Below are 19,524 nucleotides of genomic sequence, written 5' to 3' on the forward strand. Positions count from 1 at the left end.
GATCGTGCCCGAGCGCGACCTGCGCCGTGTGTACCACCTGCAATTGAAGGATATGTCGAGCGCCGACGGGGCGAAGCTGTTGCACCCCGACGCGTACTACACGCTCAACGAGCTACCGTAGCCGCGCGTTACTTGCCGCGAGGCCGGCTTAGCGCCACCAGCCCGAGCGCTCCCAGAAGACACAGCACGATGCTCGATGGCTCGGGCACACGCGTATACAGCGCAAACGCCAGATCCTTCGAGAACGAATCGATCCCCGGCAACTGCCCAGCAACACCCGGCGGCCCATCATAAGGCAGGATATAGTTCTGTGGGGTGCCGATGGCTTGATCGATGAGCGACGGACTTATCGGCCCGGCGACCGGCGGCGTCGCAAGACCGTTGATGCCGATCGTGCCGGCCACGGCGTCGTCTTGAAAATGGTTGACCGTTAGGCCCGGCGGAACGACTCCCGCCACGTGCTCGCCCGGCACCACGGCCGGTGCTGTCGAAGCGAGCACGTTCGGCACGGTCCAATCGCGATCATGCCAGCCCCAGGCAATTTGCCCATCCGTCGCGGGATTGACGATCGCCACGATTTTCAGCCAATACACCGTATCCGCTTTTTCGGCGAACGGCACCTGCAACTCGGCGTTGTATTGATACAACGTGCCTCCATCGGGACTGCCGGGGTTGGGAAGTGGCGTCTCGGTGAAGGTGCCCGATCCCGGCGCAAGCTGCCCGAGCGTAACGATCTGCGCCGAAAGTATGTTGCCCGGGTGGCTCGGTTCGCCGTTTGGGCCGGCAGGTACGTCCGACTCAAAGGCGACCAGGAAATCCTTCACGCCCGTGCCCGCAAAGCCTTGCAGATACGATCCCCACCATTGCACATGCACGACGGGTGTATTGAATTTGTCGGCGAAGTCGTCCGCCATGTACTGGCCCGTGTAACCGGGAGCAACCGCCGTGGGATAGACAGTGCTGATCTCGTCGTGCCCTGGATACGGATTGGTGGGCGATACCATGAGTGGCGAGTTTAGAAACTTGAGCGTCTCGCCTGGTAGTGGGTCGGCGAATGCGGTGACAACTTGCAGTGCGACAAGAACGATCAGTCCCAACGTGATGACGAGTGTCCGGCGCTGCATGATTGGTACCCCTTGTGTGAAATGGCCCTTAGTAAGCGCAAATCCTCAATGCACGACTGAAAGAAGCCGCCGAGGCGCGCAGCAGCGCTTCGATCCAACGAGTCTGAGAAACCAAGGGCAGCTCGAAGACAGACCGGAGGAGCGCCTGGATTCAGGAAAGATCCGCGTCTGCGACGCGCGACAGGGCTTTGGGAATGCCTGCTTGCATTAGCGCACCTCCCCGATTGAGCGCTCGCGGCGCGTGGCGATTCGAGATGCCTGCCCTGACGCCGCTTGCGCACGTAGACCGTGGACTGGCCGCCCTTTGGGCACGGCAAAGTCATGCGATCACGCTGGAACAATCGATGCGGAAGATCTACCCCGTACCTGGAATTGCAGTCCAGGTCTTCAAAGCATTACTCCTTCGCAGGAACTACTGCTTCGATGGACTACTGCAAGCTCTTCCCTGCACGATCCTAACTTGCGAGGTTCCGTGGCAGCTTGATGAAGATACAGCCCCCACAATTATGCTGCCGCAAAGTCACCCGCTCGCGCACGAGAGGCATTTCCCGCCCGACGGGCGAAATGTAGCCGACCGCGTTAAACTAGCAATTCCTTGGCGTGGGCGTCAAGAAAATTCCGAACGGTTTTTCTTCACCAGGCCAAAGCAGACGAGTTCTGTTACAGCGTCGTTCGGTTGCAACTTCGCGGCGCCGCTGTTACGGTGACAGCTCCTGCCTGACTATTTTCCCGCCCCTGCAGAGGCTCCTTGATGCGTGCCTCACCTGTTACACCCTCCCATCCGCGTTTCGGTCGTCGCGCGGCCCTGCAAGCCGGCGCGATCGGACTTTTGGGTGTGGGCATGAATCACCTGGCGGCGCTGCGCAGCGCTGCAAGCGTGGGAGCACGCGCCCCATCCGCTGCTCCGAGGGCGCGCTCGGTCATCTACATTTTTCTCTCAGGCGGCCTCTCGCAACACGAAAGCTTCGATCCCAAGCCCGCTGCGCCCGATGGCATCCGCGGCGAGTTTCGCTCCATCGCTACGCGCACGCCGGGTATCGAGATCTGCGAGCACTTGCCTGAGCTTGCCAAGCGCAGCCACCGGTGGTCGCTGGTCCGCTCGCTGACTCATCCCTCGAACGATCATTCGTTGGGGCACATGATCATGCTCTCGGGCATGTCCGCCAAGCCCGTGGGCTTCGATCCCGAAAAGCCGAAGTCCTCGGATTGGCCGTCGATCGCCGCCATTGCGGGAGCCGCGAGCAGGCACCTCAACAATCTGCCTCCCGCGGTGGTGCTGCCGGAGCGTTTGGTGCATCGCACGGGCCGCGTCATTCCAGGCCAGTTCGGCGGACAAATGGGAATGCGCCGCGATCCGTGGTTCATCGAAGCTTGCCCGTTCAATCCGAATTCTTACGGGGCCTGGCCGGAGTACGGCTTTCACTTCGAGCGGGGCGGCGAGAATCCGCCCGGCTTCGTTTTTCAAGCGCCGAATTTGTCGCTGCCCGAAGGTCTGGCCGGCGACCGCTTTGAGCGTCGCCTGGCACTGTTGAGTGGGATCGGTCAGCAGCGCGCCGGGCTGGAACGCCTGGCCACGAACGAGAAGTTCGATCGCTACCGTCAGGACGCGATTTCGCTCTTGGCCGACGCATCGGTTAAGCGCGCGATGGACGTCGTCAATGCCGATGCGGGAACCCTCGATCGCTACGGCCGGAACGTGTTTGGCTGGTCGCTCTTGATGGCCAAGCGGCTGGTCGCGGCGGGCGTCAGCCTCGTGCAGGTGAATCTTGGCAACAATGAAACTTGGGACACGCATCAGAGCATGTTCCCGGTGCTCAGGGACAACCTGTTGCCGCCAACCGATCGCGCGCTGGCCGCGCTACTCGACGATCTCGACGCCGAGGGCATGCTCGACAGCACGATGATCGTCATGGCGGGTGAATTCGGTCGCACACCCAAGATTTCGAACTTGCCAGGCGCCAAGCTGCCCGGGCGCGATCATTGGGGCGCCGTGCAGAGCGTCTTTTTCGCCGGCGGTGGCGTGCGAGGTGGCACGGTGATCGGCTCCTCCGATCGCAACGGTGGTTATCCGGCCAGCCAGCCCGTGCGGCCCGAGAACATGGCCGCCACGATCTATCACGCACTGGGCATTCCAGCCACGGCCGCCTGGCATGATTCCGAAGCTCGCCCACACCAGATCTATCACGGGGACCCCATCCCGGGTCTGACGTAGGCCCGCTTGACACCCGTTTTCTGCCGACTGCCGTTTGGCAGCTTGCGGCCATGGCCCTCGATAGGGAAACTGGGCGTTTGGGGCGATTCGGTCATTGTTCGTTTGCGCACCGGGATTTCGATCCTTGCGCCTTGGCATGCGGTTCCTTCTCGTCATCGTTTCGATGCTGTTTTCTTCGGCGGCGACGCTGCGCGCCGAGGATCGCGCGGACCTCGTCATCGCTGATTTCGAGGCGGACGACTATGGCGAGTGGCGCGCCGAGGGAGAGGCATTCGGCGCCGGCCCCGCGCGCGGCACGCTGGCCAATCAAATGGCCGTCAGCGGGTATGAAGGCAAAGGGTTGGTCAATTCCTATCTCGGTGGCGACGGCACGCAGGGCACACTGACCTCGCCCCCGTTCAAGATCGAGCGCCGGTACATCAATTTTCTTGTCGGTGGTGGTCATCATCCGACGGAAACATGCATTGATCTTCTGGTCGACGGTCGTGTTGTCGACAGTGCAACGGGACCCGCTGCCGGCGGTGGCAACGAGCACCTCGAGTGGCACACGTTCGACGTCCGGCAACTGGCCGACAAGGAAGCCGTGATTCAGTTGGTCGATCGCAACACGGGCGGTTGGGGACACGTCCTGGTCGATCAGATCACGCAGAGCGACGAGCGGCTGGCCGCCGAACCCGCCATGCGCGAGCTGCCGATCACGGCCCGTTACTTGAATCTACCGGTGCGCACCGGCGCCGCTCCACGGCACGTGCGATTGGAAGTCGAGGGGCGCACCGTACGCGAGCTTGACGTCGAACTGGCCGACGCGATCAAGCCCGAAGGAAAATCCGTGGCCGCTCCGTTGGCCATGCGACCGCGCATCCGCCCGGGCGCGTTGTCATTGTGGGCGCCTGTGGATCTGAACGAATATCGTGGCAAGACGCTACGGATCGAAGTGGCCGCGCTGCCGAAAGAATCGCAAGCCTTGGAGCTCGCGTCGCTCGATGACGAACCGCGCGTGCTCGCGCCGGTGTATCACGAAAAGCTGCGGCCGCAGTTTCATTTCACATCACGGCGAGGCTGGTTGAACGACCCCAACGGGCTGGTGTACGTGGCCGGCAAGTGGCATTTGTTCTATCAACACAATCCGTACGGCTGGCATTGGGGCAACATGCACTGGGGGCACGCCGTCAGCGACGATCTGATCGCCTGGCACGAACTGCCGCTGGCACTTACGCCCCATCGTTATGGCGATTGGTGTTTTTCCGGGAGCGCGGTCGTCGATGCGGAAAACACGTCGGGTTTCAAAAAAGGCGACGGCGATCTACTGGTCCTCGCGTACACCAGCACCGGCCGCGGCGAGTGCATCGCCTACAGCAATGACGAGGGGCTGACCTGGACTGAGTTCGAAGGCAATCCGGTCGTACGTCATCAGGGACGCGACCCGCGACTCCTCGGGCATGCTCCGAGCAACCGCTGGGTGATGGCCGTATACGACGAGACCGACGGCAAGCGATGGATCGCGTTCTATACGTCCGCCGATCTGAAGGTCTGGGAGTTCGCCAGCCGCATCGAAGGCTTCTTCGAATGCCCGGATCTCTTCGAGATCGCGAGCGATGACGATGAATCGCTATCACGGTGGGTGCTGCACGCAGCCGATGGCAAATACGTGCTCGGCAAATTCGACGGGCGCGTCTTCACGCCCGAAACCGAGAAACAACAACTCTGGCACGGCAACTTTTACGCGGCGCAGACGTACAGTAATGCCCCCGATGGCCGGCGGGTACAAATCGGCTGGGCGCAGGGGATCGCCTTTCCCGACATGCCCTTCAATCAGCAGATGACGATCCCCGTCGATCTCTTGTTGCGAGCAACGCCGGCCGGCCCGCGATTGTTTGCGTGGCCCGTCGACGAATCGGAATCGCTGCGCTCGATGCTGCACGCGTTTGCCGACATTCGCGTGGCGCCGGATGAAAACCCGCTCGAGGACACCTCGGGCGAACTGTTCGACATCGAAGCAGAAATCGATCTGGGAGACGTGCAGGAATGCGGCTTCGTAATTCGCGGCGCGCCGGTCACGTATAATGTCGAGCGGCACGAGATCGCGTGCGGCGCGCAAAAGGCGCCGCTTGCGGCCGAAGATAACGTGATCCGTTTGCGGCTACTGGCCGATCGAGGTTCGATCGAACTCTTCGGTAACGGAGGGCAGATGGCACTGTCCGCCGCCGCGACGCTCGAGGCCGACAACCGCAAGCTTGAATTCTTCGTCCGCGGCGGCCGGGCGCGCGTCCGCTCGCTAACGGTCTATGAATTGCGATCGGCGTGGAAATAGCTACGCCGTCGAGGTCGCCGCGTCATCGGTGGGCGGCGCGACGTCCTCCGTAGGCGGGGCCGTTTCGTCCCCTGCCACGCACGTGGCGAGCACCAGGTCGCCCGATACGTTGAGCACCGTGCGGCACATGTCGCACAACCGGTCGACGCCGAGGATGATGGCGATCCCTGCTGGCTCGACCCCGACGTTGCGTAACACGATCATGATCAGCGGGATCGAACCTCCTGGCACGCCGGCCGTGCCTACGCCGGCCAGGATCGACATCAAGACGACCTTGATCTGGTCCACGACGGTCAGATCCTTGTTGAACACCTGTGCGAGAAAGAGCACGACGACGCCTTCGTAGAGCGCGGTGCCGTTCTGATTGCCAGTTGCCCCCACGGTAAGGACGAAACGCGAGATTTCGGGGGGAAGACGCAGCTTTTCGCGCGCCACGCGCAACGAGACCGGTAGCGTAGCGTTCGACGAGCTGGTGCCGAACGCCGTCAGCGCCGCATCGGAGATGTCGCGGAAGAATTGCCAAGGATTGCGCCGCGCGATGCCGGCCAAGGCCAACGAATAGACGACGAACATCTGGATCGACAGCCCCAACACCACGGTCGCCACGAACCAGAACAACGTGCCCAGCACGTCGGGGCCCTGGCGCGCGGTGATGCCGAAAACCAGGCACGCGACACAGTACGGGGCCAACTGCATGGCGATGCCAATAATCACCATGCTGACGTCGAAGATGCCTTCGAGCACGCCGACGAGCGGCCCGGTGCGTTCGGGACTCATGGCCAGGGCCACGCCGAGCATCAGCGCGAAGAACATCACGGCCAGCATGCCGTTCCCGGGCGAGCTACCGTCGAGTGCACCGCTCATCTCCTGAAGGGGGTTCTCAGGAATGATGTCCAGAAGCGTCCTGGCGATCGTTTTTGCGTCATCGGCTTTTTTCTCGGCGCTCACCATCTCCTTCAAGTAATGCGCCGATAACTCGGACCGCTTCTCGGGCGAGAGCCGCTTGCCAGGCTGAATCACGTTCACGAGCACCAGGCCAATGACGACGGAACTGGCCGAGAAGATGAATGTGAAGAAGAGCGTCCTCGCGCCGACGCGCCCGAGTCGTCGCAGGTCGCCCAGTTCGAGCACGCCCAATGCGAGCGCCGAAATCACGAGCGGCAGCACCACCATGAACACCAGCCGCAAGAAAATGCGGCCGATCGTGTCGGTCCATTCCAGAAGGCGGCCGAGGTTGAGCGAATCGTGATAATAATTCGCCACCGCGCCCAGCAAGGCTCCCACGACCAGACCGATCAGAATGCGGGTGTGCAGCGGTAACCGACGACGTTTCGTAGCGCCCGGAGGCGAACCAGCCTGCTCAGCGGTAGTGTGGGGCGGCGTCATCTTGTGACGGTTAGCTCCGCGAACAATCGATGCAATCGGCTCATCGGCAAAACACGAACCGGGCATTGTAGCGGCCCGCTTCCCGCCTCGCACTACGGGGCCTGGCGCAGTAGACTTTGAGACCCCGGGCCGGACCCGCTTCGCTTGTTCCGGCGCCCGCTGCTGCAAGCCATCCTCTCACCCGAGACCTTTGGCCACGCATGGATTACTTCAAATACGTGATCGACCTGGTGCTGCATTTCGACAAGCACCTGTCGCAATTCATCGCCGAGTACGATCAGTGGACGTACCTGATCCTGTTTTTAATTATTTTTTGCGAGACAGGACTGGTCGTTACGCCGATTCTGCCGGGCGATTCGCTACTGTTCGCCGCCGGTGTCTTTGCGGCCAAGGGCCAGTTGAACCTGGGGCTTTTATTCGCCTTGCTGGGCGCGGCGGCCGTACTGGGGGACGCCGTAAATTACGCCATCGGCAAGTTCATGGGTCCGAAAGTGCTCACGCGCGACGGCCGGTTCTTGAAAAAGAAATATCTCGAGCGCACCCACCAGTTCTACGAACGCTACGGCGGCAAGACGATTATCCTCGCGCGGTTCGTGCCGATCGTACGCACCTTCGCCCCCTTTCTGGCGGGTGTGGGGACGATGTCGTATTGGCAGTTCGGCACGTACAACATCATTGGCGCCGTGTTGTGGATCTCGCTCTGCCTCTTGTTCGGATATTTCTTCGGCAACATCGACTTCGTGCAGAAGCACTTCGAGTTGGTGCTGCTGGTGATCATCTTTATATCGATCTTGCCGGCTGTCTTCGAAGCGTGGCGCGCGTGGCGTCACGGTCATGCTGCGAGTGCCTCGACGCCGGCCGTGCCTGATGCCGTCGATTCGGAGGGCTAGGCGAGCGGGGAGTATGCGTTCAAGGGGGAGATCGGTTCAGCCCGAGGTCGTGCGAGCCGAACGTGATGAAATCCGCGCATATGTCCATGCGAGAATTCGTGGCCATCGCGCAGCGCGTCATCGCGGAGTTGGGCGATCCGTTCCGTCGCTGGCTGGAAAATATCGTCGTCGACGTCGAAATCACTCCCACCCGCGAGATGCTCGAGGAGGCCGGCCTCGACCCGAACGAGGAAACGCTGCTCGGGCTGTTCATCGGCCGTGCGGTGACCGACCAGGAATACGGCGAGCACGCCCCGAATCAGATCCTACTCTTCAAACGCCCGATCGAAGAAGCTTGCCGCAATCGCGCGGAAGTGGCCTATGAGATTCGGCGTACACTGATCCACGAAATGGCACACCACTTCGGCTACTCGGAAGAAGACCTGGAAGAGTACGAGTCGCGACCTAGCCCTTTCGACGAAAACCCTGGTGAAGAAGACGAGTGAACCCGTGCGGGCCAACGATTGTCCCTGCGGTCGGAAGCGCTTAAGGGCGTACGATCTGATTTTTCGAGCACTCGGACACGCCACCATCAGCAACTCTTTGGTTTCCGCCCCATGACAAACTCAACTGCGCCCTCGTCAACCGATCACAGCAAGCCGGTGCAGACGTGGGATCCCGCGCTCTACGACGCCAGGCATTCCTTCGTTTACAAGGCTGCGGCCGACCTGCTGGGCCTGTTGGCGCCGCAGGCCGGAGAAAAGATCATTGACCTGGGTTGTGGCACAGGGCCGCTCACGGCGCAGATTGCCGCGGCCGGCGCACAAGTGATGGGACTCGATTCCTCGGAGGCGATGGTTCGCGAGGCGCGGCGCAATTTCCCGGCGATCGAGTTTCAAGTGGCGGATGCACGCTCGTTCCATGTCGCTGAGCCGCAAGACGCCGTGTTCAGCAACGCGGTGCTGCACTGGGTACAGCCTCCCGAGGAGGCCATCCGCGCGATCGCCGCGGCCCTGCGCCCCGGCGGACGCTTCGTGGCCGAATTCGGGGGATACGGATGCGTGGCGCGGATCATTACCGCGACAAATCGGGCCATGGCCGGGTCCGACGTCAAGCGGCAATGGTTTTTTCCCAGCGTTGGCCAGTACACACCCCTGTTAGAGGCCGGCGGATTCGAAGTCCGCTTCGCCACGCTCTTCGATCGGCCGACGCCGCTCGACGAAGGGGAGCAAGGCTTGCGCAACTGGCTGCGCATGTTTGCCGGCGCGTATTTCGACGCGCTCGACGAAGACAAACGTGAGAGGACGTTTGCCGCGATCGAGACAGAATTGCGCCGCCATCTATGGCAGGACGACCACTGGGTCGCCGACTATCGCCGCATTCGCCTGGTGGCGCATAAGCTCTGAACGCGACCTGGCCGCTCCCGATGTTCGGCCAGGATTGCGATTCCTTCTCTTTTCTGCGAAATCTGCGTAATCTGTGGATGTATTCTGCTCGACACCACGCCCGGCGCCAGGCCTGAAAATGACGGTGAAGATCCTCATCCGCGAAGCCACGATCGATGATGTGCGCACGATCGTCGAGTTCAATCGCCAGTTGGCGGTCGAAACCGAGTCGAAGGAACTGGACCCCGCCGTATTAACGCTGGGCGTGGAGCGCGCACTCGCCCAGCCCGAAATGTGCCGGTACTTCATGGCCGAGATCGGCACCGAGGTCGTGGGCCAGACGATGATCACCTACGAATGGAGCGACTGGCGCAACGGCGTCTTCTGGTGGATCCAAAGCGTGTACGTCCATCCGCGCTATCGCGGCGGCGGTGTCTTTCGCGCACTGCACGACTACATCAGCACGCTGGCCAAGGCCGAACCGAATATCTGTGGGCTGCGGCTTTATGTCGACCAGCACAACCATGCGGCCATGGCGACGTACAAACGCCTGGGAATGACGCCGTCCGGGCATCATGTGTACGAATGCGACTGGTCAGGCGCCGTCAAAGAACTCGACGCGCACTAGGGACGCGGGGGGCGGCGCATTTTTCGCGCCGCTACCTTGAGCGGAGCCTTGCCGTTTACACCGGCCCGACGTGACCTTGCGCAAATCGTTCGGCGAAAAACAGGCCGGCAAAGACCTTCGGGTCGACAAGCACTCCCTCGTCGCGCCGCTCTTCCAGCCAGCGCACCACGCGCGGCAGGGGCACCGTGTGTACCGTGATTTGCTCCGTGTGAACTCCTCCGCCGGTCCCGGTACGTTCCAATCGCGAGGCCAGGAGGAACGTCACGACCTCCGAGGCCATGCCGGCCGACGGCGGCCCCGAAGTCAGCTCGCGCAGATCCCACGCATGAAAACCGGTTTCTTCCAGCAGCTCGCGCCGGGCGGCGTCTTCGACAGTTTCCCCCGCATCATCATGCGAGTCGCCAATCAGACCGGCCGGCAGCTCGATCACGCGGCAATGCACCGGGATGCGATATTGCTCGATCAAGACCAGGCAACCGTCATGCGTCACGGGCACCAGAACCACGGCGCCTGGGGAATTCGTGCGGCGGGCGTATTCCCAATGCCCTTCGCGAACGAGTTCCAGAAATTCGCCCGTAGCGAGGCTGAATGCGGGGGCAGATGGTTGAGTCATTACCGGCGGATGCTGGTTTCAGATTCGATGTACCGTGACGGGGAGAATCTCGAGCGCAAACTGGGCCCCCAAGCAGGCGCGCGAGCGGGCCAAGGCGACGGCAGCACCATGGCTCCATTGGGGAATATAGCCTGCCCCTGGAGTCGGTGTCGTCAGAAAAGTTTGACAGCACCTCACCGGGCAACCACACTACCAGCGAAATCTCGCCCTCATTCTTCCTTCCCTGGATCTTCTCGCCATGAATTCGCATCATTGGACCTTTGCGCATCGGTTTCTGTTGCTCTGTCTGACCCTTGGCAGCGCTTTTACCCTGGCTCGAAGAGCCGCCGCCGAGGAACCAAGCTATCGCGAATCGCTCGTCTTTCCGCTCCATCCGCAACACAACCACGCGCCCGGGATCGTCGAATGCCCCAACGGCGACCTGCTCGTCAGTTGGTACCGCGGCTCGGGCGAACGGTCGGCCGATGACGTGGCCGTGTACGGAGCCCGGCAGAAGAAGGGGCGTAACGACTGGAGCGAGACCTTCCTGATGGTCGATACGCCGGGCTTTCCCGACTGCAATACGACCATGATGATCGACGCCAAGAAGCGGCTGTGGCTCTTTTGGCCGATTATCCTGGCCAATACCTGGGAATCGTGCCTGACGGAGTACCGCATCTCGAGCGATTACGAGGGCGAAGGCGCGCCGGAATGGGAGTGGCAGGGGATCATCCCGCTCGCACCGCCGCGATTTGCCGAAAAGATGACCGCGACGCTCGACTCGCTCGGCGCCGAGAAAGAAAGTGCCAACGTCCGCGCCAAGGTATTTACGGCCCGCGTTCGCGAGATGTTGAAAGACAAGCTCTCGCATCGCCTTGGCTGGCAGCCGCGTTGCAAGCCGACGGTGTTGCCGAGTGGCCGCATCTTGCTGCCACTGTACACCGACACTTATTCGGTGTCGGTCATGGCAATCAGCGACGACAATGGCGCCACCTGGCACGCCAGCGAGCCGATTTGCGGCTTCGGTAATATTCAGCCGACGGTCCTGCGCCGCAACGATGGATCGCTGGTCGCCTACATGCGGGAAAACGGCATTCTCGACAAGATTCGCACCAGTGAATCGCGCGATGATGGTGAAACCTGGGGCCCGGTTGGCACCGCCGAATTGCCCAACCCAGGTGCCGGCATCGATGGCATTCGCCTGGCCAGCGGGCATTGGCTTTTGATCTACAACGACACGACGAAGGGGCGCAACAGCCTGGCCGTTTCGCTTTCTGATGACGAGGGAAAAACCTGGCCGATCACAAGGCACCTCGAAAAGCACGAAGATGGCAGCTATCACTACCCGGCCGTCATCCAAGGGGCCGACGGCACGATCCATTTCCTCTACAGCTACTTCGTGAAAGGGGGCAAAAGTATGAAGCACGTCGCCGCGAACGAAGCATGGGTGCGGCAAGGGGATACCGCCGCCTCCCGGTAAGCTGCCCGCCGGCTCAGCGGATTGCTGGCAGTGCTTGAGACTTGCTTGGACGTTTTTTTATGGGCGCCGGTCCGGCATTCGGCCGATGTGGTCTCTAGACCCGTAAAGTCTGGGCAACCGTCAGTGACCCCGCAGGCCGCAAGCGCCGTGAGCGCTCGCTGGTCGCGGCGCGGTCGCGGATCTCCAGACGTTCCTAGGAGCTAGGGAGTCCCGCCGTGAAACGCTTTTTCGTCACGCTGACCTTAGTTTCGTTATTCGGTTCGGCCGTCACACCGGCCGCGAAAGCCGATTATGCCTTCGGCAGCTTCGGGCCGCCTGGCGGTTACTATTCCTGTTGGCGTCCGTGGTGGGGCGGGCTATGGGGTTGGGGGCCGTGGAGCGGCTGCTCGGGGTACCCCGCGTACAAATGCTCGCCGACATCGGGCTACCGTTATCGGCCTTGCCTGTACCCTCCGTCGTCGAACTACTACGGCTACCCGCGCGACGAAGGTACAGGTTACTCGCAATACCCGCGAGAGTTCATCTACGACTGGCGTCCCGATGAAGGGGACGAGCAGCCAGCGCGACCCGGCGTACGGCCGCAATATGATCCTGAGCGCGACGAAACCGTTTACGAGCCGCAAATGCGCCGCCGAATGCGGTAAGGCATCTCAGTTTCGACGTCCCGCATCGGATCTAGCGCACTTCAAGCGGTGCATAACGCGCGATGATCGCCTTGGCGGCGCGCAGGCCATCGAGGGCTGCGCTGATAATGCCTCCGGCGTAGCCGGCGCCTTCGCCGATCGGGTATAAGCCCGCCACGCCCACGCTTTCGATGGTTTCCTCGTGGCGCGGAAAACGCACCGGCGCGCTGCCGCGGGCTTCGGGCGCGACCAACGTGGCGTTGGCCAGGAAACGACCGCGCCAGCGCCGATCGAGCATCGGCAACCCACTGCGGAGCGCCACCAGCACGCTTGGCGGAACAAGGGACGATATGTTGCCCGGCGCGAGCTGGCGCGTGTAGCTCGTCGGCACGGTTCCCCTGGTCGGGCGGCCCGCCAGAAAGTCGCCAGCCCATTGAGTGGGGCAGGCGTATTCGCCGCGGCCGAATTCAAAGGCCTGGCGTTCGTACGCGCGCTGCAGTTCAACCCCCGCGAGCACGTGCGTCGAGCCAAAGTCGGCCGGTTCGAGCGTGACCATCATGCCGCTATTGGCGAATGGCGAAGCCCGCCGCGACAGGCTCATGCCATTGGTGCAAAAGTAACCCGGCTCGGAGACGCTAGGGATGACCTGGCCGCCGGCACACATGCAGAAGCTGAAGAGATTGATTTTGCCGCGCGCCACCAGGCTGTAATCGGCGGCACCCAGGCGATCCTCCAAGTGCCCATCGCCGTACTGAGCGCGATTCACTTGCTCCTGCGGTTGCTCGATACGGACGCCGATCTGAAATGGCTTTTGCTCCATTGGCACACCCCGCGCGTGCAGCATTTCGTACGTATCCCGGGCACTGTGTCCGATAGCCAGCACCAAAAGCGAGCAGGGCATATGACCCGCCGAGGTGGTCACGCCGTGCAGACGCCCATCGCTGATATGCACGTCTTCCAGGCGGCAGCCGAAGCGGATTTCTCCCCCGGCGGCCAGAATTCTCTGCCGCCAGGCTTTGACCACCGCCGGCAAGCGATTGCTGCCCAAGTGCGGACGATGTTCGTAAAGGATTTCCGGCTTTCCCTTGCAGTCCGCGAAGAGTTGGAGGATGCGTTGCACGTCTGGCCCGCTCGCCCGGCACGTTAGCTTGCCGTCGCTGAACGTGCCGGCTCCTCCTTCGCCGAACAGGTAATTGCTCTCGGGATCGAACGCTCCGCCTGCGTCGAACGACTGCACGTCGCGCACGCGCGCCGAGACAGGCTGGCCGCGTTCGAGGACCAGGGGCCGGTAGCCGCTTGCGGCCAGAAAATAGGCCGCGGCGAGCCCCGCCGGTCCGCTGCCGACGATGATCGGCCGCGATTCAAGCGGCGCGCTTCCGGACGTTGGTAGAACGAACTGCGGTTCGTCGAACGCCTCTGCCGTGATGCCCGAGCGTGGCTTGCCTGCGTGGGCGAGTATCGACGCTTCGTCGTCGGCGACGACTTCGGCCGCGTAGACGAATCGCAGGTCAGCCTTGTTGCGCGCGTCGAGACTCTTGCGTAAGATGCGCCAGCGGCGGATCTCGTTTTCACGGATGCCTAGCGCCCGCGCCGCGTGCTCGGCAAGGGCCCGCTCGCTCTCGTCGACTCCCAGGCGAATGTTCGAAACGCGGATGGGCATGCTGGCCAAACACAAAGATGCGGTGTGATGCGAGCACCGGAGCAGCGCCTTCTTCAATCATCTATCAACGAGAGAAGACTGCCGCCAGGGGGCGCAAAAAATTAGCGGCCTCGCGTGAACGAGGCCGCTAATGGCAGGTGTTCGCTTGAATTCACGAGGCAAGTGCCGGCGAAAATCGCGGCGCGATGCCGAACTCAGACAGGCGTAACCGAAGCCGCGCGAGGTCCCTTCCCCTTGGGGCCGCCGTTGGAATCTACGGTGTACTCGACCGACTGCCCTTCCGACAGGTTGTCGAATTGCCGATCCGCCACGCTGGAATGGTGAAAGAAAACGTCCGCCCCATCCGAGCCCTGAATGAACCCGAATCCCTTGTCATGCACCAACTTCTTGATCGTACCCGACGCCATAACTCGCCACTCCTTATCACACGAAACGACAAAACTTGCGGCGGAGAACTAACACACCCCGACGCCCACTGGAAGTGTGCCCGAACTTGCGATCAGAACACACGTACAACATGAACTTCAACCACGCTTCTCCGACGCAAACCAGTCGTGCAGATCGGTCGACTAGGCGACCGGCGAACAAAAGGCGTTCTTGGCCTCAGGTCACGAATGCGTGAGCCGGTTAGATTACGGAAAAAAAGGTTTGCTCGCAACCCTTTTATACTACTTTTTGGCGGCCTCCCGATGGCTCCAATGCGGTCCGTCACCCTAGTTCAAAGCTACCATGCTGGGCGTTACTCGGCTCTTCGCACCTGGGGGGGAGGGGGGTACTGATAAACCTTGCCGGCGAGTGAAAATCTGCCGTCGCGAGTGCCCCTCGGTAGTTGCCCGCGCGTGCGCCTTCATGCTGCCAGCGTGACTCGGTAAATCTCGGTAAAAACCATGCTCAGCGGCCGGCAACGCTGACGCTTCTTATGCAGAGTGGCGCTTGGTCAACTCTGCTCGAAAATCGTGTTTTCCCACGTGCGGTTGCGATGCCGAAGTTGCCGATGATGCGTGTGGCAACGTTTGTTCCACGACCCATCCCGCCCCATGGCCGTGTGACCAAATTCCCGCTTGGTCGCGCGTGCTCTCCACATGTTCCAATCACGCGAAGTCGGTCCGCGCGCAGCGGTACTGCTGGCCGCCATTTTTGTGGCGGTGCAGGCCGTGGCGGCACATGCACAAGAGCCCTACCGGCTCCCCGACGTCAGCATTCTGGCGCGGCAGCCGGAATCCATACCGCCCGGCGCGTCGTCGTCGGGCGCGTATCCACCGGTCACGTTGCCGCCGAATGCGAGCGCGGTGCCCTCGGGCCCTGGATTGTTGCCGCCGGGCATCGGTGCAGCTCCTCCTGGTGTCGGCGCAGCTCCGTCCGGGGCCGCGGGCCTCGAAGAATCGATCACGCTAGGCAATCCCACGCCGCTCACCGGCCAGCCGGTTCGGCCGCCGAGTCAGGGCGAGATCGGCCGTGCTTGGGGACCCAGTAGCGAGCTGCCGTGGTCGTGGCATTTTCTGCCCACGGGCCTGATGTACCGCTCTTACCTGGCGGGCGTGAAAGAACCGCGATTAGGTACGGCGTGGCTGACGGATTCTTCGCTTGGACCGTATCACGACACGCGACTCAATACGCCTCAGGTCGGCACCGTCTGGGATTCGACGCTGGGTGCCCGCGTCGGCATTCTGCGGTACGGCACGCCGAACGCGTATCGCCCGGAAGGTTTTCAGATCGATCTCACCGGATCGGCGCAGCCGCGCTTGAATCCCTTCGGCGAAAGCACGCCGCTATTGTCCTGCGATTACACGATCGGAATACCGATCACGTACGCTCGTGGCAAGTGGCAGTATAAGACCGGCTACAATCATCTGAGCTCGCACATGGGTGACGAGCTGTTGATCAACAATCCCTCCCTCCTCTCGCAGCGCATTAACTATGTCCGCGACTCGATCATGCTGGGCGTGGGCTGCTACGTGACGGACAATCTACGGCTGTTTGGCGAATTCGATTATGCCATCGGCCTGGGGGGCGGCTCAGAGCCGGTCGAGTTGCAATGGGGCGCCGATTACAGCCCCGCTCGACCCGGTGGCGCGCCGTTCTTTGCCGTCTACGGCGATCAGCGGCAGGAGCTCAAATACGGCGGCTTCTTCGTCGTGCAGGCCGGCTGGCAATGGCGCGGCGGTTTGGCGCTGAGCACCTTCCGCATCGGCCTGCAGTACATCAACGGCAAGAGCTCGCAGTGGGAATTCTTCAACACCTTCGAGCAGCGCGTCGGCTGGGGCATCTGGTACGACTTCTAACTTGCCCGAAGTCAGCCAGGCGCGATTGCACGTTTCACCCCTGGTGGACAAGCCACCAGGGACACCCACGAAGATCTTGAAGCAGCAGCGCCTCACAGCGGCTTGCGATTTCCCGTCTTTTCTTCGACGCCGTGGGCGTGCTTGAGAAACTTGGGCGCCGGCACGCGCTGCGGCTGTCCAACGCCGAAGAAGGCCGCGACCTTGCTGACCACGAACTGCTGCTCGGAGAAGGTCAGTTCCGGGAAAATCGGCAGAGCTAGCGTCTCGCGCGTCGCCGCTTCGGTCTTGGGAAGGCTACCAGGACCATAACCCAAATAGGCAAAGCACTGTTGCTGGTGCAGGGCCACCGGGTAATAAATCTCGGAGCCGATTTTGTGCTTCGCCAGATGCTCGCGCAGCGCGTCGCGCTTTCCATCGGGCACACGGACGATGTATTGATTCCAGACATGGCGTCCTTCAGCGGCCTCGACTGGCAGCGTGAGAACCTGGGCCAGGCCGGCGGTGGCGAACAGTTCGTGGTAGCGGCGCGCCTGCAATTGCCGCTGGGCCGTCCACCGATCGAGATGCGGCAGCTTGACGTTCAACACCGCGGCCTGCAGTGAGTCCAAGCGGCTGTTGATGCCGAGTACCTGGTGATAATAGCGCGGCGCCATGCCGTGCTGGTGCAACAATCGCAAACGGTCGGCCAGGTCCTGCCGGCGCGTCGACAGCATGCCGCCATCGCCCGGGCCGCCGAGATTTTTAGTCGGGTAGAAGCTAAAGCAGCCGACGTCCCCGATGCTGCCGGCCGGCTTGTGCTTGAATTCGGCCCCGATCGCCTGAGCCGCGTCTTCGACGACAGGCAAGTTGCGCTTGGTAGCAATCGATTGGATGGCATCCATGTCGGCGCACTGCCCGAACAGGTGTACCGGCATGATCGCCTTGGTGCGCGGCGTACATGCTTTCTCGACGAGCGCCGCATCGATGTTGAACGTGGCCGGATCGATGTCGACGAAGACCGGCTTCGCCCCCAGCCGCGCGACCGCGGAAGCCGTGGCGAAGAACGTGTAGCTGGGCACGATCACTTCGTCGCCAGGACCGACATCGAGCGCCATGAGCGCAAGCAAAATGGCATCGCTCCCTGACGCGCAGGCGATCGCATGCGGAACGTGAACGTAGCTGGCGATTGCTTTCTCGAGCGCCTGGCAGTCAGGTCCCAGCACGAAGCGCCCGGAGGCGAGCACGCGCCCTACGGCGTCGGTGATTTCCTGGGCCAGCGGCCGATACTGCCGGCTCATGTCGATCAGGGGAACGCCCGCGGTCTGTGGATCGGGCAACGGGTGCTCATCAGCCGACGCTACGTGCATACCAGGACTCCTCGACTTCCTTGGCAAATGGTCCCTGGGGAGACTGGCCCAGAACGGCGCCCAGAATCGGGCAGAACGATACGAAGCGGCGCCGGCCGGGTCAATGCCGATCCGCCGGGCGCAAAGCAACTGGTAATTTCACAACTTGACCCAGTTTCGCGCGCGAGGCTACGCTCGCAGGCATGAGCGAGACCGCCGATGCAGCGATTCCTGAAAGGCCTCGTGTCATCGTTTTGGCCGGCCCTAACGGTGCCGGCAAGACGACCACGGCGCGGGCCGCGCTGTATGAGGTCTTGCGCGTGGACGAGTTCGTGAATGCAGACCAGATAGCCCTCGGCCTGGCAGGATTCGCACCGGATTCGGCGGCGCTGGAAGCAAGCGGCCTGATGCTCCAACGACTACGGTCGCTGGCACAACGACGTGCAAGCTTCGCGTTCGAAACAACGCTTGCAAGTAGGTCACTAGCACCCTGGATACGCGGTCTCATCGTCGACGGATATGACTTCCATCTGATCTTCGTCTCTCTGCTCAACGCAGAAATAGCGATCGCCCGCGTGCGCGAGCGCGTGCGACGAGGCGGCCACGGTATTCCGGAGGATGTGATTCGACGGCGGTTTCACCGCGGAATTCGCAATTTTTTCGAACTTTACATGCCATTGGCAATCGAATGGAGGATTGTCGACAATAGCAGTGTGAAGTTAGCTCCCGTTGCGAACGGGCGCTTCGAGGCCGTCGAATCAATTCGCTCGCTCGAGATGTGGGAACGATTCAGAGGGAGTGAAACCGATGAAGGAAAGTAACCGTGACATCGCGCTGGACGAACCGGTGAACGATCCGCTTTACGAAGCGATGCAGCGCGCAGTAGACGCCGACATCGCGAAACAGCTCGCCCTCGGGAATCCCGTCCTCGTTTGGGAAGACGATCGCATTCAAGAGCTATACCGGAGCAGGCACGACCAGGATGCCACAGCCGCAGCCATCGTCGTCGATCAACCGTCGGCACCAACAAAAAGGGAGGTTGCTGGCCACGTACTACACGACGAGATACTCCGCACCGCGCTTGACGCGATGCTGGCGAGCGCCGAATTTTCACGACGAGTCTCGTGGTGGCTCGAGGCTGGGTTCTCGGCCGAGCGCTGGGTTCAGTTCGAATTCGGATACGCACTGCAGCGGACCCTCCGAACGCGGTACGATCGCCCTTATCTCGTCTATCCAGAACGCGACAGGGTGGACCTGAGTGTCGTTGATGTATCAGACGGCGGCTACGACAACGTCGTCGCGAACATTGAACTAAAGATCGGAGCTAATTGGTACACGAGACGGGCCGTATTCGTCGGGATCCAATATGACGTTAACAAGGCAAATAATTATGAAGGCCTCCGCATTCCCGCCGTGGCCTTAGTCCTTTGGATCGTGGCTGAACCGGTCGACAGCGACAAAGAATACGAGTGGCTCCGGCAGAGAATTCAGAACCCGAAATGCGGTACCCCAAGCGATAAGCTGGAAGCCTGGATCGGTGAAGAGGGCATCCCAAATCTGCAACAAATCGCCAAGCGACAATTGAAGTTGGGAGCGTCCAGTCGAGTGCAACTTTGGCTGTACCGCTACAAGAACGCTCTAGTTTAG

General features: G+C 61.8%; 17 protein-coding genes. 11 read left to right on the forward strand and 6 right to left on the reverse strand.

From position 1 onward, the window contains the following. Positions 1-128: 128 nt before the first annotated feature. Entirely contained in the window at positions 129-1,124 is a 996-nt protein-coding gene (locus tag VHD36_22070) for a hypothetical protein (GenBank protein HVU90035.1), read from the reverse strand. Between the two features lie 751 nt (positions 1,125-1,875). Between VHD36_22070 and VHD36_22075 the strand changes: the two genes are divergently transcribed. Further along, entirely contained in the window at positions 1,876-3,336 is a 1,461-nt protein-coding gene (locus VHD36_22075) for a DUF1501 domain-containing protein (GenBank protein ID HVU90036.1), read from the forward strand. Between the two features lie 136 nt (positions 3,337-3,472). Next, positions 3,473-5,647: a glycoside hydrolase family 32 protein gene (locus tag VHD36_22080; GenBank protein HVU90037.1), complete on the forward strand. Its 2,175-nt coding sequence runs from the start codon at positions 3,473-3,475 to the stop codon at positions 5,645-5,647. Here VHD36_22080 and VHD36_22085 read toward each other — a convergent pair whose 3' ends face one another. Next, positions 5,648-7,033, reverse strand: a complete 1,386-nt coding sequence (locus VHD36_22085; protein HVU90038.1) for a dicarboxylate/amino acid:cation symporter — start codon at positions 7,031-7,033, stop codon at positions 5,648-5,650. 200 nt (positions 7,034-7,233) lie between these two features. Here VHD36_22085 and VHD36_22090 point away from each other — a divergent pair, with 200 nt between their 5' ends. From VHD36_22090 to VHD36_22105, 4 genes are all read left to right on the forward strand, one after another. After that, positions 7,234-7,923, forward strand: coding sequence for a DedA family protein (locus VHD36_22090; protein ID HVU90039.1), 690 nt, complete (start codon positions 7,234-7,236; stop codon positions 7,921-7,923). An 80-nt stretch (positions 7,924-8,003) separates the two neighbouring features. Then, a complete protein-coding gene (locus VHD36_22095; GenBank protein HVU90040.1) occupies positions 8,004-8,408 on the forward strand; it encodes a metallopeptidase family protein in 405 nt (134 codons plus the stop codon). 111 nt (positions 8,409-8,519) lie between these two features. After that, positions 8,520-9,308, forward strand: coding sequence for a methyltransferase domain-containing protein (locus VHD36_22100; protein HVU90041.1), 789 nt, complete (start codon positions 8,520-8,522; stop codon positions 9,306-9,308). Between the two features lie 124 nt (positions 9,309-9,432). After that, complete coding sequence (locus VHD36_22105; protein HVU90042.1) at positions 9,433-9,915, forward strand: GNAT family N-acetyltransferase; 483 nt, start codon at positions 9,433-9,435, stop codon at positions 9,913-9,915. Positions 9,916-9,970: 55 nt separating this feature from the next. On the opposite strand, the gene VHD36_22110 is transcribed toward VHD36_22105, so the two are convergent. Further along, positions 9,971-10,528, reverse strand: coding sequence for an NUDIX hydrolase (locus tag VHD36_22110; protein HVU90043.1), 558 nt, complete (start codon positions 10,526-10,528; stop codon positions 9,971-9,973). Between the two features lie 238 nt (positions 10,529-10,766). Between VHD36_22110 and VHD36_22115 the strand changes: the two genes are divergently transcribed. Both VHD36_22115 and VHD36_22120 read left to right on the forward strand, forming a co-directional pair. Next, complete coding sequence (locus tag VHD36_22115) at positions 10,767-11,987, forward strand: sialidase family protein (protein ID HVU90044.1); 1,221 nt, start codon at positions 10,767-10,769, stop codon at positions 11,985-11,987. A gap of 215 nt (positions 11,988-12,202) precedes the next feature. Beyond that, positions 12,203-12,631, forward strand: coding sequence for a hypothetical protein (locus VHD36_22120; GenBank protein ID HVU90045.1), 429 nt, complete (start codon positions 12,203-12,205; stop codon positions 12,629-12,631). Positions 12,632-12,662: 31 nt separating this feature from the next. On the opposite strand, the gene VHD36_22125 is transcribed toward VHD36_22120, so the two are convergent. Further along, positions 12,663-14,270: an NAD(P)-binding protein gene (locus tag VHD36_22125; GenBank protein HVU90046.1), complete on the reverse strand. Its 1,608-nt coding sequence runs from the start codon at positions 14,268-14,270 to the stop codon at positions 12,663-12,665. A gap of 194 nt (positions 14,271-14,464) precedes the next feature. Continuing rightward, a complete protein-coding gene (locus VHD36_22130; GenBank protein ID HVU90047.1) occupies positions 14,465-14,677 on the reverse strand; it encodes a cold shock domain-containing protein in 213 nt (70 codons plus the stop codon). A 675-nt stretch (positions 14,678-15,352) separates the two neighbouring features. Here VHD36_22130 and VHD36_22135 point away from each other — a divergent pair. Then, a complete protein-coding gene (locus VHD36_22135; GenBank protein ID HVU90048.1) occupies positions 15,353-16,552 on the forward strand; it encodes a DUF1207 domain-containing protein in 1,200 nt (399 codons plus the stop codon). Between the two features lie 92 nt (positions 16,553-16,644). On the opposite strand, the gene VHD36_22140 is transcribed toward VHD36_22135, so the two are convergent. Further along, on the reverse strand, positions 16,645-17,898 hold the full coding sequence (locus VHD36_22140) for a DegT/DnrJ/EryC1/StrS family aminotransferase (GenBank protein ID HVU90049.1): 1,254 nt from the start codon (positions 17,896-17,898) through the stop codon (positions 16,645-16,647). A 182-nt stretch (positions 17,899-18,080) separates the two neighbouring features. On the opposite strand from VHD36_22140, the gene VHD36_22145 reads away from it, so the two are divergent. Further along, positions 18,081-18,698, forward strand: a complete 618-nt coding sequence (locus VHD36_22145; protein ID HVU90050.1) for an AAA family ATPase — start codon at positions 18,081-18,083, stop codon at positions 18,696-18,698. Then, a complete protein-coding gene (locus VHD36_22150) occupies positions 18,685-19,524 on the forward strand; it encodes a hypothetical protein (GenBank protein ID HVU90051.1) in 840 nt (279 codons plus the stop codon). The genes VHD36_22145 and VHD36_22150 overlap by 14 nt, the downstream gene beginning before the upstream one ends.

Source organism: Pirellulales bacterium (assembly GCA_035546535.1).
Classification (GTDB): Bacteria; Planctomycetota; Planctomycetia; order Pirellulales; family JACPPG01; genus JACPPG01.